The organism is Agrobacterium sp. CG160-95 (genome assembly GCF_053521725.1).
Genome location: NZ_JBNWDU010000002.1, coordinates 133,248 through 145,981, shown reverse-complemented (window position 1 = coordinate 145,981; position 12,734 = coordinate 133,248). Strand labels below are relative to the sequence as shown.

At 59.7% G+C, this 12,734-nt stretch carries 11 protein-coding genes; 1 reads left to right on the top strand and 10 read right to left on the bottom strand.

Translation table 11 applies throughout. The annotated features are described in order from the left end of the window. Positions 1–16: 16 nt before the first annotated feature. From ACQZ63_RS07350 to ACQZ63_RS07325, 6 genes are all read right to left on the bottom strand, one after another. Complete coding sequence (locus ACQZ63_RS07350) at positions 17–181, bottom strand: hypothetical protein (protein WP_162995269.1); 165 nt, start codon at positions 179–181, stop codon at positions 17–19. 9 nt (positions 182–190) lie between these two features. Continuing rightward, a complete protein-coding gene (gene kdpA, locus ACQZ63_RS07345; RefSeq protein WP_035199696.1) occupies positions 191–1,894 on the bottom strand; it encodes a potassium-transporting ATPase subunit KdpA in 1,704 nt (567 codons plus the stop codon). Between the two features lie 33 nt (positions 1,895–1,927). Further along, complete coding sequence (kdpF, locus tag ACQZ63_RS07340; protein WP_003511473.1) at positions 1,928–2,017, bottom strand: K(+)-transporting ATPase subunit F; 90 nt, start codon at positions 2,015–2,017, stop codon at positions 1,928–1,930. A gap of 12 nt (positions 2,018–2,029) precedes the next feature. Further along, positions 2,030–2,167, bottom strand: coding sequence for a hypothetical protein (locus ACQZ63_RS07335; protein WP_003497749.1), 138 nt, complete (start codon positions 2,165–2,167; stop codon positions 2,030–2,032). A gap of 166 nt (positions 2,168–2,333) precedes the next feature. Continuing rightward, on the bottom strand, positions 2,334–3,287 hold the full coding sequence (locus ACQZ63_RS07330) for an asparaginase (RefSeq protein WP_065660454.1): 954 nt from the start codon (positions 3,285–3,287) through the stop codon (positions 2,334–2,336). Continuing rightward, the gene (locus ACQZ63_RS07325; RefSeq protein ID WP_019564934.1) at positions 3,284–4,741 is read right to left on the bottom strand and encodes an amino acid permease; all 1,458 of its coding nucleotides are present in this window, start codon (positions 4,739–4,741) and stop codon (positions 3,284–3,286) included. Before ACQZ63_RS07325 ends, ACQZ63_RS07330 begins: the two co-directional genes overlap by 4 nt. Before the next feature lie 289 nt (positions 4,742–5,030). Between ACQZ63_RS07325 and ACQZ63_RS07320 the strand changes: the two genes are divergently transcribed. Continuing rightward, positions 5,031–6,443 carry an aspartate ammonia-lyase gene (locus ACQZ63_RS07320; RefSeq protein ID WP_162633708.1) on the top strand — a complete coding sequence of 471 codons (1,413 nt, stop codon included), beginning with the start codon at positions 5,031–5,033 and terminating at the stop codon, positions 6,441–6,443. Here ACQZ63_RS07320 and ACQZ63_RS07315 read toward each other — a convergent pair. From ACQZ63_RS07315 to ACQZ63_RS07300, 4 genes are all read right to left on the bottom strand, one after another. Further along, entirely contained in the window at positions 6,412–7,128 is a 717-nt protein-coding gene (locus ACQZ63_RS07315; RefSeq protein WP_013761876.1) for a FadR/GntR family transcriptional regulator, read from the bottom strand. The genes ACQZ63_RS07320 and ACQZ63_RS07315 overlap by 32 nt on opposite strands. A 217-nt stretch (positions 7,129–7,345) precedes the next feature. Continuing rightward, positions 7,346–10,417 (bottom strand): efflux RND transporter permease subunit, encoded by a 3,072-nt coding sequence (locus ACQZ63_RS07310; protein WP_111801850.1) that lies wholly within the window; start codon positions 10,415–10,417, stop codon positions 7,346–7,348. Beyond that, entirely contained in the window at positions 10,414–11,499 is a 1,086-nt protein-coding gene (locus ACQZ63_RS07305) for an efflux RND transporter periplasmic adaptor subunit (RefSeq protein ID WP_065660451.1), read from the bottom strand. The genes ACQZ63_RS07310 and ACQZ63_RS07305 overlap by 4 nt, the downstream gene beginning before the upstream one ends. Next, positions 11,499–12,575 carry an efflux RND transporter periplasmic adaptor subunit gene (locus ACQZ63_RS07300; protein ID WP_111801851.1) on the bottom strand — a complete coding sequence of 359 codons (1,077 nt, stop codon included), beginning with the start codon at positions 12,573–12,575 and terminating at the stop codon, positions 11,499–11,501. Before ACQZ63_RS07300 ends, ACQZ63_RS07305 begins: the two co-directional genes overlap by 1 nt. Positions 12,576–12,734 lie beyond the last annotated feature (159 nt).

The window sequence follows — 12,734 nt, the reverse complement described above, 5'->3', positions numbered from 1 at the left end:
GACCGATGAGGGTCGATCAGCCCGTGAGAACTTCGAGAGCGCAGACGGCGGCGAACAGAGCCGCCATCATTGCAAGAATGAGATTGGATGCGCACCAGCCGCCCGGGCCGGCGCTCCCGTGAACAGGAGCGCCAGTGCGGACAGGAAGGGTGCGGTTACGTCGGGGAGTATCCTTCGTCATGGCACCACCTCAAAATACCTGGCCGGTGGCCATGACCAGATGTTCCACGACCGGACCAAGCGCCAGGGCCGGCAGGAAGGTGAGGCCACCGACGACCACGATCGTGCCGACGAGCAGACCGACGAAGAGCGGGCCGTCCGTGGGGAAGGTGCCGGCTGATGCCGGAACGGTCTTTTTGGTAACCAGCGAGCCGGCAATCGCCAACGCCGGGATGATCACCAGAAAACGTCCCATCAACATGCCAAAACCAAGCGTGATGTTGTACCAGGTCGTGTTGCCCGTGAGGCCGCCGAAGGCAGAGCCGTTATTGGCAGCAGCCGAGGTATAGGCATAAAGAATCTCGGAGAACCCGTGCGGTCCGGCTGTGCCGACCGACGCGACCGCCGAGGGCAGGATGGTGGCGGTGGCTGTGAAAACCAGCATGGCGAGCGGCAGGCAGAGAATGGCCAGAACCGCCATCTTCATCTCCTTGGCCTCTATCTTCTTGCCGAGATACTCCGGCGTGCGCCCGACCATCAGCCCCGCCACGAAAATGGCGATGATGATGAAGAGAAGAATGCCATAGAAACCCGCGCCAACGCCGCCGACGATTACCTCACCCAGTTGCATGTTGATGAGCGGAATGAGACCACCGAGCGCCGTGAAGCTGCCATGCATGGCGTTGACCGCACCGCAGGAGGCAGCGGTGGTGATGACCGCAAAGAGCGACGAGAGTGCCACGCCGAAGCGAGCTTCCTTGCCTTCCATGTTGCTTCCGGCAAGGCCGAAGCTGTGCATAAGCGGATTTCCGGCCGCTTCCGCCCAATAGGTCACTGCAACACCGGCGATGAACAGAACACCCATGGCAGCAAGGATTGCCCAGCCCTGACGGGTGTTGCCGACCATACGGCCGAAGACGTTGGTGAAGGCAGCACCGATCGCGAAGATCGACACCATCTGGATCATGTTGGAGATGGCATCAGGGTTTTCGAACGGATGCGCGGAATTGGCATTGAAGAAACCGCCGCCATTGGTGCCGAGCATCTTGATCGCCAGCTGCGACGCTACCGGGCCGACTGCGATCGTCTGCCGCGCGCCTTCAAGCGTCTGGGCACCGACATAAGCGCCAAGCGTCTGCGGCACGCCGAGCCATACGTAAACCAGGGTCAGCACGATACAGGCAGGCAGCAGGATGTAGAGCGTCGAGCGCACCATATCCACCCAGAAATTGCCGATGGCCTTGCCGGAAGCGCGCGCGAAGGCGCGGATTAGCCCGATTGCAATCGCCATGCCCGTCGCGGCAGAAACAAAGTTCTGCACGGTGAAACCAGCCATCTGGGTCAGATAGGACATGGTGCTTTCGCCACCATAATTCTGCCAGTTGGTATTGGTGACGAAGCTGACTGCCGTGTTGAAAGACAGTTCCGGCCCGACTGCTGCCATTCCTTCCGGATTATATGGCAACATACCCTGAAAGCGCATCAGGGCGTAGAGCAGGGCAAAACCGAAGAGATTGAAGAGGAGCATGGAAAACGCATAGGTCGTCCAGTGCTGTTCTTCGCGCTCGCTTGTCCCGGCAAGGGCATAAAGGCCGCGCTCGACGGGTGCGAGAACCGGCGAAAGCAGGGTGCGTTCGCCATTGAAGACTCGCGCCATATAGAAGCCGAGAGGCTTCACCAGCGCGACAACGATCCCGCAGAAAAGCAGGATCTGAAACCATCCATTGAGGGTCATGGTATTGAACTTTCAATAGCCGCCGCTTCCCGATCAGAAGCGTTCGGGGCGAATGAGAGCATAGGTGAGGTAGGCGGCGATAAAGACGGTGACGGCACCGCTCAAAACATAATCGAATAACATCTCGACCTCCGCCTAAAGCCGGTCGCAGGCGCGCGTATAGGCAAAGCAAAGCGCGAAAAACACCGTGGCTGCACCGATCAGAATAACGTCCATCATCGATGGGACTCCTTTTTTAACCGAGGAGCCGGACAGGAAGAAAAGCGCCGTCATGTGGGACGTCGCTTTTCATTCTTTCTGGCTGGGAAGAAACACCATCCCTTCCCGCACAGAAGAATGCACCCGAACCGCATAAAGGTTCGAGACGGCGGCAGATGGAATAAAATAGGAATCTCATAGGAATTTCGATGCCCGCCAATGCGGGCATTGCAGCCGATGCTTAAGAGAGCGAGCCGTCTTTGAACGCGGAAACGATCTTTTCCGCCGGGCTGTTGGCGGCAATCAGCGCCGCAAGCAGTATACGCGCCTGTCCGGGGCGCAGCGTTGACGAATGGATGGCACCGGCCGCGACCAGATCGTGACCACCGCCGCCACCGCCGTAACTCGCCACCAGCAGTCCTTCCGGGACCCTGCTGGAGACGACGACGGGAACGCCTCGCTCGGCACAGCGCTTCACCGCCACAGCGATGCCCGGATTGGCGTTGCCGGAGCCAAGTGCGGCAAGCACGATCCCATCCGCACCGGCCTGCAGGCTCGCCTCGATATGGGCGGCATCACAACCGGGATAAATGGCAACGATATCAACCCGCAGATCGGCGAGGGGCACAGCAAGCTCCAGCGCTGCGGCATGGGCCGCCGGCCGCGCAGAGCGGAACGCATCCGCCGCATCCGCGCTCAGCTTGTACAGCCCCCATGCCGGCAGACATCTGCCACCGAAGGATAAAAGCACGCCGCGTTCGGCATTCGTCTGATCAAGCGCCGTTTCTATGGCCGCGGCCAGATTGGACGGCCCGTCCGCATTCGGATGGTCGGCTGTAAACTGTGCGCCGGTGAAGACAACCGGCTTGGTGATGGCATACTGCAAATGCACGAGCAGCGAGGATTCTTCCATCGCATCGGTTCCATGCAGAACGACGACACCGGTGACAGCGGGATCATTGAGCTCCACGCCTACCGCATCGCTGATGCGCTGCATGTCGGCCAATGTCAGGCTGGAGGAATCCTTCGCCATCAGATCGACCGGCTTCAGCCTCGCGTTAATTTGCGGAACCAGTGCAAGCAAGTCTTCACCCGAAAGGCTTGGTGTGCTGGCGCCATCGGCGCCGCGCCTGCTGGCGATGGTACCACCGGTGGCGATGACCGCCACCAGTGGAGCTTCACCATGCCCGCTCAATGCGACGCTCCCGCGCCTGCACGTTCGCCGGCCAGACGGTGGATACGGTCGCGCAGCATATACCAGCCGATGACCAGCGCCGGGATGATGACCAGCAGCGAAGCGATGGTCCACGAGCCGACAGGGTAATCAAAAGCCATCAGCACCAGCACGCCGAACAGGAAGACGAGCGTGAGAATGCCAGTGTAAGGCGCACCGAACATGCGGAAATCCGGGCGAGCCAGTTCGCCGCGCCTGGAAAGCTGCCACAGTTTGAGCTGGCAGAGCACGATGACGGCCCATGCGCAGATGATGCCGAGCGCCGACAGGTTGAGTGCAATTTCGAAGGCCGCAGCTGGCACGACGGCGTTCAGCGCCACACCGAGAACGGTGACGGCGGCGGTCACCGCAATACCGCCATAGGGCACGCCAGCCTTGTTCATCTTTGCCAGCGCTGCCGGCGCCGATCCAGAGACCGCCATCGAATGAAGAATACGGCCGGTAGAATAAAGGCCAGCATTGAGCGAAGACAGCACGGCGGTTAGCACCACAAGGTTCATGATCACATCCGCACCCTGAACACCGATGGAACCGAAGAAGGTAACGAAGGGGCTCTCGCCAGCCTTATAGGCGGTATAAGGCAGAAGCAGCGTGAACAGCAATACCGAGCCGACATAAAACACCACGAGGCGCAGCACCACGGCGCGGATGGCACGGGGCATGACCTTGCGCGGGTCTTCGGTTTCCCCTGCCGCCGTGCCGATCAGTTCGATCGAGGCGTAAGCGAACACTACCCCCTGAATGATGACGAAGGCAGGAAGAATGCCGTTCGGGAAGAAGCCGCCATTGTCGGTGATAATGCTGAAGCCTGTCACATGCCCTTCGATGGGCGTGCCAAAGATGACGAAATAGACACCAACGACGAGGAAGATCGCAAGCGCCAGCACCTTGATCAGGCTGAACCAGAACTCAAGCTCGCCAAAAACCTTCACCGACAGCATGTTCATCGCCAGCACAACCAGAAGTGCCGTCAGCGCAAACACCCATTGGTCGATGCCCGCCAGCCAGGGGACGTAGTGCTTGAAGAAGTTCATATAGAGCGCAACGGCGGTCACATCGGCCACCGAGGTCATTGCCCAGTTCAACCAATACATCCAGCCGGCAAAGAAAGCCATCTTCTCGCCATAGAACTCGCGGGCATAGGACACGAAAGAGCCGGAACTCGGGCGATGCATGATAAGTTCGCCAAGTGCACGCAGCACCAGAAACGCAAAGAAGCCGCAAAGCGCATAAACGAACACCAGCGCCGGACCGGCCTGCGCCAGCCGTCCACCGGCGCCCAGGAACAGCCCGGTGCCAATTGCGCCACCAATCGCGATCATCTGGATCTGACGCGGTTTAAGTGCCTTGTGGTATCCGAGGTCTTCTTCCGTGAAGACCTCGCGTTCGGCAGGTGCCGTTTTTACAGATTTCATTGATATTTCTCCTCCCAATGAATTTGCTTTGCAGTCGGCGATACGCCGGAAATCAAAATTGGAACTGGCATGCTCGGCGCTGGATACAGCGCCAGCAAGCTCATGCATCGCTGTAAAGCTGCATGACAGATTTTTGCCCTCATAATTGCAGAGAATGCCGTTCGTCAAGGGGATCGAAGCATTATTGACCTTCGTACGGCGAAGGATTAAGGTCGAAAAATCTGTAAGACAGCTTTACAGATTTAGGTAACGCTTTGAGCTATTGGAGGAAAAAGTGGGCGTGACGCGCATGGAGCATGATTTGCTCGGAACGAAGGAAATTCCGGCAAATGTTTATTGGGGCGTGCACACGGCGCGCGCGGTGGAGAACTTTCAGATCACCGGCGTAACGATCGGCCACAACCCCTATCTCGTCAGGGGACTGGCCTATGTGAAGGAGGCCGCCGCCCTCGCCAATCACGAGCTTGGCTTGCTTGACCGGGAGCGAATGGAAGCAATCGTCAGAGCCTGCCGCGAAATTCGTGAGGGTGCGCTTCACGAGCAGTTCGTCGTGGATGAAATTCAGGGCGGTGCTGGCACTTCCACCAACATGAACGCCAACGAGGTCATCGCCAACCGGGCACTTGAACTGCTCGGCCACGCGAAAGGCGATTATGCCCACCTTCACCCAAACGACCACGTCAATCTCAGCCAGTCAACCAACGATGCTTATCCGACGGCGGTCAATGTAGGAATGATCGAAGCGATCGACGATCTCGCGGCTTCGATGGGTGTGTTGAAAGACGCGTTCGATCGCAAGGCACAGGAGTTTTCCGGCTTCATCAAGCTGGGACGGACGCAATTGCAGGATGCCGTGCCGATGACGCTCGGTCAGGAGTTCCGCACTTTCGTGGTGATGCTGGGTGAGGATCAGGCCCGCCTCATCGAATCCGCAGCCCTGCTGCACGAGATCAATCTCGGCGCCACCGCCATCGGCACCGGGCTCAATGCACCGCGCGGTTATGCGGCGCTTGCCTGCCAGCATCTGGCGCGGTTGACCGGACGCCCGCTGGTGACGGCCGCCGACTTGATCGAAGCGACGCAGGACCCCGGCGCATTTGTGCATCTGTCCGGCGTGTTGAAACGTGTCGCCGTCAAACTGTCGAAAACCTGCAACGACCTTCGCCTGCTCTCTTCCGGCCCACGCGCCGGCATCGGCGAAATCACCCTGCCCTCCGTTCAGGCAGGGTCCAGCATCATGCCGGGCAAGATCAATCCGGTCATTCCCGAAATGGTCAATCAGGTGGCTTATGCGGTAATCGGCAACGACATCACCATCACAATGGCCGCCGAAGCCGGGCAGCTTCAGCTGAACGCCTTCGAGCCGATCATGGTGCGTGCCCTTTCCCAGAGCATCAGCCAGCTAAGCGCCGCTTGCCGGACTTTGGCGGCACGTTGTGTCGATGGCATCGTCGCCAATCCCGCCATCATGGCACAGCGTGTGGAGGAATCGATCGGTCTCGCAACCGCGCTTAACCCGCTGATCGGATACTATGCAGCAACTGACGTCGCAAAGGAGGCGCTGGCCAGCGGCCGCACCGTGCCGCAGGTGGTGCTGGAGCGCGGCTATCTGACGGAGGCGCAACTTCAGCAGGCACTGAGCCCCCGCCACCTCGCCAACCTACCCGCGCTTACGGGTGTGGAACCCGATCTTCTCCAATAATGGTCGTTACCACCTGCTTCACCTGACCCAGGTGAAGCTCCATCGCTTCTCGCGCATCGGGGGCTGAACCCCGCCGGATCGCCTCGACGATCCGGCGGTGCTCCAAATTCGATGCAACGCGCCGGCCAGCCATCAGGTTGACCATCTCGGACTGTTGGGAAAGAGCCTCGCGCGCATCGGCCACAACCTTGGCAAACAGTGCATTGGACGAGGCTTCCGCAATGGCGCAATGAAACTGCCCGTCCAGCAGCACCCACGGATGCGGCCTTTCCTCAGCCTCCATCCTGTCGCAGAGTTCGAGCAGAGTCTCTAGTTGGGCATCCGTGCGCCGCAGCGCCGCCCAACCGGCCGCCGGCACCTCAATGAAGGGGCGTGCCTCGATCAGATCACGGGCGGAATATGCTCCGTAACTCAATTCAGCAGGCGGTATGGCGGTCATCACATAGGTGCCGCTACCCGTGCGCGTCTGCGTCAACCCCAGAGTCTGGAGAGATCGCAACGCCTCGCGCACGATCGGCCGGCTGACACCGTATCTTTCCGCCAGATGGGCTTCGGAGGGCAGCCGGGTTCCGACCACGAGCTGACCAGAGGTGATGGCCGAACGGATATCTTCGAACACCACTTCTGCGGCATTCTTGCGATTGATCGGCTTTGCGTCCGCAAGCCAATCCGACAACCCGCCCATCCTTGAACCCTCCGGCACCCTTGGTCTGTCAACGACGCAGAAGTAAACGCTTATCTATTGAAGGACAGCGCCGCTCCCGCAGCTAAGCCGATCTTCCTAACACTATCTGCGCCGAAGGAACAACGATGGCGGGCACATTTGCAGAATTTAAGCGGGACAGTGGCTTTGCCGGCGCCACACCCTCGCGATCACGAGGGTGTGGCTGTCTCACAGGAAATTACGTCTTGATTTCCTGAACTTCCTGTTTGTCATCTTCGCGCGGAATGCGGAACCACGCGACATATAGTGCCGGAAGGAATAGCAGCGTGAGCGCCGTGCCAACCACGATCCCGCCCATCATGGCATAGGCCATCGGACCCCAGAATATCTCCCGAGATATGGGGATGAGAGCAAGTGTTGCCGCCGCAGCCGTCAGCATGATCGGTCGCATGCGATGCTCGGTCGCCTCGATGACGGCGTGCCAGGCAGAGACCCCCTCGCTTCTGAGATGTTCGATCTGAACGACGAGAATGACCGAGTTTCGGATCAGAATACCGATCAGTGCCAATATGCCGAGAATGGCGACGAAACCCATCGGCGCGTTGGAGAGCAGCAGCGCTGCCACCACGCCGATCAGCGCCGTCGGGGCAACGGCAAAGACAAGAAACAGCCGGCTGAAGCTCTGCAACTGAACCATAAGGATCGTTGCCATCGCAAACAGCATCAGAGGCACCACGGCTACGATTGGCGCCTGCGAATCCGCGCTTGATTCCACCGAGCCACCTATTTCCACCTTGTACCCCACGGGGAGCGACTTTTCGAAAGTCTCGAGTTTCGGCTTCAACTGCTCCACGATCGTCGCCGGCTGCGTCGGGCCGATGATGGCGGCCTTGACGGTGACTGTCGGAATTCTGTCGCGACGCCAGATGGTCGGCTGTTCCAGCTCGTAGCGGAAATTGGCGATTGCCGACAGCGGCACGGCCTTGCCGTTCGTGGCTGGCAATTGCAGGTTCTGCAATGTTTCGATGGAGCCGCGCTCCGCCAGCTGCGCACGCGCCACCACATTGACGAGGTAGATATCATCTCTGACCTGCGTCACGGTGGAACCCTCGACAATGCTGTTCATGGCATTGGCGATGTCTTCCGAAGAGACACCGAGCTGGCGGGCCTTGTCCTGCAAAACGTCGACCTTGACCACCCGCGTCGGCTCATTCCAGTCCATGACCATGTTGGACAGCAGCCGATGCTCGCCGACGATGCCCGCCAGCTGCTGGCCGAGTTCGCGGACATGCTGGATATCCGGGCCGCTCAAGCGATATTGCACCGGCTTTCCGACCGGAGGGCCGATGTCGAGCAATTTCACGAAGGCGTCGGTGCCGGTAAACGTCCGGTTCAGATAGTCCTGCAACTCAGCGCGCACCTTGTCGCGCACATCAAGCCCCTTGGTGACGATGATCGTCTGGCCGAAGGTGACATCAGGCGTCTGCACGTCAAAGGAGAGGATGAAACGTGGTGCGCCTTCACCGACATAGGTCGTCCAGTGGTCGATGTCAGGGTTTTTCGCCAGCGCTTCCTGCTCGAACTGTGCCATCTGCCGGTTGGTTTCGGCAATCGAACTGTTTTGTGGCAGGTTCCAGTCTACGATCAGTTCCACACGGTCGGAAGCCGGGAAGAACTGCTGCTGCACGAGGCTCATGCCGCCAACGGAAAGGGCAAACAACGCAACCGTGAGGATGATCGTTACCCAGCGAAAGCGCAGCGCCCGGGCTAAAAGCCAGGAAAAGCCAGAGGCAAAACGGCCCTTCTTCTCATGGTGCGATTTCATCGTCTTGGGCAACATCGCCACGCCAAGCAGTGGCGTGAACACAACCGCGACAATCCACGACACGATCAGCGAAACGGCGATCACCACGAACAGGGTGAATGTGAACTCACCCGCCGCGCTGTTGTTGAGGCCGACGGGAATGAAGCCGGCAACGGTGACCAGCGTACCGGTCAGCATCGGGAAGGCGGTCGAAGTATAAACATAGGTCGCCGCTTTTCTGAGATCGTCGCCGACCTCGAGGCGTGCGACCATCATCTCGACAGCAATCATAGCATCGTCGACGAGAAGCCCGAGCGCGATGATAAGCGCGCCGAGAGAGATGCGTTGCAGCGAAATGCCGGTATATTCCATGTAGACGAAGGTGATCGCCAGCACGAGCGGAATGGAGACCGCAACCACCATGCCCGCCCGCAATCCGAGGCTGATGAAGCTGATGACGAGAACGATTGCAATTGCCTCGAACAGCGCCGAAGTGAAGCCGGAGACGGCCTCATCGACCACGGCCGGCTGATCGGACACGCGGTGCACATCGACGCCAACAGGCAGGTCCGCCACGATACGCTTCATCTGTGCATCCAGCTCCTCGCCGAAATGCACGAGGTTCGCACCGGTTTTCATGCCTATGGCAAGACCGATGGCCGGTTGCCCGTTAAAGCGGAACAGCGAAGACGGGGGATCGACATAACCGCGCCGGATCGTCGCCACTTCCGTCAGCGGGAAGAACCGGTTGTTGACGCGCAGATTGATGGCGCGAAGGCTGTCTTCCGAGGTGAACTGGCCGCTGACACGCAGCGCAACACGTTCCGGCCCGGCATTGACGAAGCCGGACTGGGTGACAGCATTCTGGGCTTGCAGCGTCTTGATGATTGATTGCTGATCGATGCCCAGCGCTGCGATCTGCCGCGTGGAAAACTCCAGATAGATCGCCTCGTCTTGCGCGCCGATGACATCAACCTTGCCGATATTATCGACAGTTAGAACCTTGGCACGCGCGTCCTCCACCAGATCGCGCAATTGCCGCTGGCTGAGACCGTCGCTGGTGAAGGCGTAGATATTGCCATAAACATCGCCGAAACGGTCGTTGAAGAACGGGCCGACAACGCCCGAGGGGAACTCACCCTTGATGTCGCCGATCATGTTACGCACGCGCACCCAGGTGGGTTCGACATTCTTGGCTTTGGTTTCCGGCACGAGTTCCACGAAAATCGTCGTCTTGCCAGCCACTGTCTGGCTGCGCAGATAGTCGAGATTGTCGAGTTCCTCGAGCTTCTTCTCGATCCTGTCGGTCACCTGTCTGGCCACTTCCTCCGCGGAAGCGCCGGGCCATTGCGCGCTGATCACCATTGTCTTGATGGTGAAATTCGGATCTTCCTCACGTCCGAGGTTGAGATAGGAGAAAACACCGGCAAGAACGAAGACGAGCATGAAGTACCAGACGAGCGAACGGTGCTCGAGCGCCCAGTCGGAAAGATTGAATTTCTTCACTGATGGACCTCCTGATCGATCCTGATGGCTTGACCATCCTTAAGCTTGTGAACGCCGGCACTGGCGACACGTTCGCCGGGCTTGACGCCGCCGGTGATGCGCACACTGCCGCCTTCAGCGGGCTCGCCCTCTATTGTGACCGGGCGCGAGGTGACCGTTGCCGTATCGGTATTGACGATCCAGACACTCCAACCGTCTTCGGTTTTCAGCAGGGCCGACGAGGGGAGCATGATCTGCGATTCGGAGGCGGCAATTGCCGAGGCCGTGACGACCGAGCCGAGCCGGAATGTCGGCGGCGCATCCTGAAGGCTGATTTTCGTGCGGCGCGTGCGTGTCGCGGTTTCGGCTTCTGGGGCAATCTCACGCACCACGCCGGTGGTGCGGATCTTTGGGTCCAGTTGCAAGGCGATATCGAAGGTCGATCCGATATCAAGTCGCTGCGCCGCAAATTGCGGAACATCGACCACAACATCCCGCACTTCCGGGCGGGCAATGGTCACGACCGTCTGTCCGGCAGAGACGACCTGGCCAATCTCACCGGATGTCGCAGTCACCACGCCGTCAAATTCCGCGTGTAGCTGCGTATAGCCCAGTTGCTCCTCGGCCTTATCAAGATTTGCACGGGCTTTGGCGACGGCGGCATTGGCCGTTCGCGTGGCCTGCTCGGCCTCTTCAAGTGCTGCTTCCGTGCCGCTGCGGGCCTCGGCCAGCACGCGCTGACGCTGCTCGGTCGTCACCGCATTGGCCAGTTGCGCTTCGGCGTTTGACAGATCGGATTGGGCGCTCTTTACCGAAAGTTCCAGCGCGAGCGGATCGATCGAGGCCACCACATCGCCTTTCTTGACCAGATCGGCCACATCGACATTGCGGGCAATGATCCGGCCGAGAACACGAAAGCCGAGATCGGTCTGAATTCTCGATTCCACCGTGCCGGTCAGCCGCAGCGCATCGGCGCGCGTCTCCCCTACGACAACGGAGAGCACCGGGCGTGGCGCCTCAGCGGGCGCTTCCTGCTTTTCCTGGCAGGACGAGACCGCAATCGCCGGAAGCAGCAAAAACAAGCTTCTGTTTATCCTGAACATTATTGTGCCTGCCCCTTTTCATAGGCGACCTTTTCACCGGTGCGGAGAAATTTGGTCCCGCTGGTCACGACGAGATCGCCGGGAAGAAGTCCGTCCGCCACGACGAATTGACCCGTCTCATAGTCGGAGACCTCAACCCGGCGCATGGCGATTTCCGAGGACTGCGCATCGACCACCCAGACGGCGGGAAGGCCGTTCTGCGATGCCATCGCCGACCAGGGAAGCTCAATCGCCTCCACCTGCTTGAAGCGGAAATGACCCGATACCGGTGCTCCGAGCGGCATGGTCATATCGCCGTTCAGGCCAACCTTGACCCGGATCGTCCCATTGTCGGGGTCGATCGTCGGGGAAATCTCCCGCACCGGTCCCTCGACAGCGCGGGCGGGATCCGACAGGAGGCTGACATTGACGAGATTGTCGATATCGCGCTCGAGGAACAGGGATTCGTAGACATCAAATACCGCATCGCGCGGCCCGTCATGCGCCAGCGTGAAAACGAGCTGAGCGGCCTGCGCCACCTGGCCGACTTCGACATTGCGCGCGGTGATCACACCATCCGCATCGGCCCTGAGTTCGGTGTAGGAAAGCGCATCGCGCGCCGTATCCAGCTGGGCCTGCGCCGATCTGACGGCGCCTTGTGTGGTGAGCAGGGTTTCCTGCGCCTTGTCGACCGCGGAGCGCGAAGTCACCTGCGTCTTGAAAAGACTTTGCTGGCGATCGAATGCCAACTGCGCCTGCGTCATCTGCGCTTCGGCAGATTGCAGGTTGGCCACCGCAACGTCGATATCCGCCTTCTGCTCTTCCGGGTCGATGCGAGCAAGCAATTGCCCGGCCTTTACCGGCGTACCCACATCCACCAGCCGCTCGGTGATCTTGCCGCTCACCCGAAAGGAAAGGTCCGTCTGGACCCGTGCCCTTACTTCGCCGGTGATGACGCTGCCGCGGCCGACGGGCTTTTTCGCTGCCGCAACCACATCGACGACACGCAACGGCTTTTCAGCAGGCGGCTCTTCGTTGCTGCAGGACGACAGGGCGAAAATGCCGCCGACCGCCACTGCTAAAAGAATGCTTTTCATGGTGACCTCTTGATCTTCGCCTCACCCTATAATATTTGACTGACTGAATAGTCAATGAAATTCTTGTGTCGCCGATCGGGAACCGTGTGGACGTCAAACTCGGCTCCCCGAATGATCATTCCGACTTGCCCGGCGCGTCGTCGCGGACGCATTGCGGGA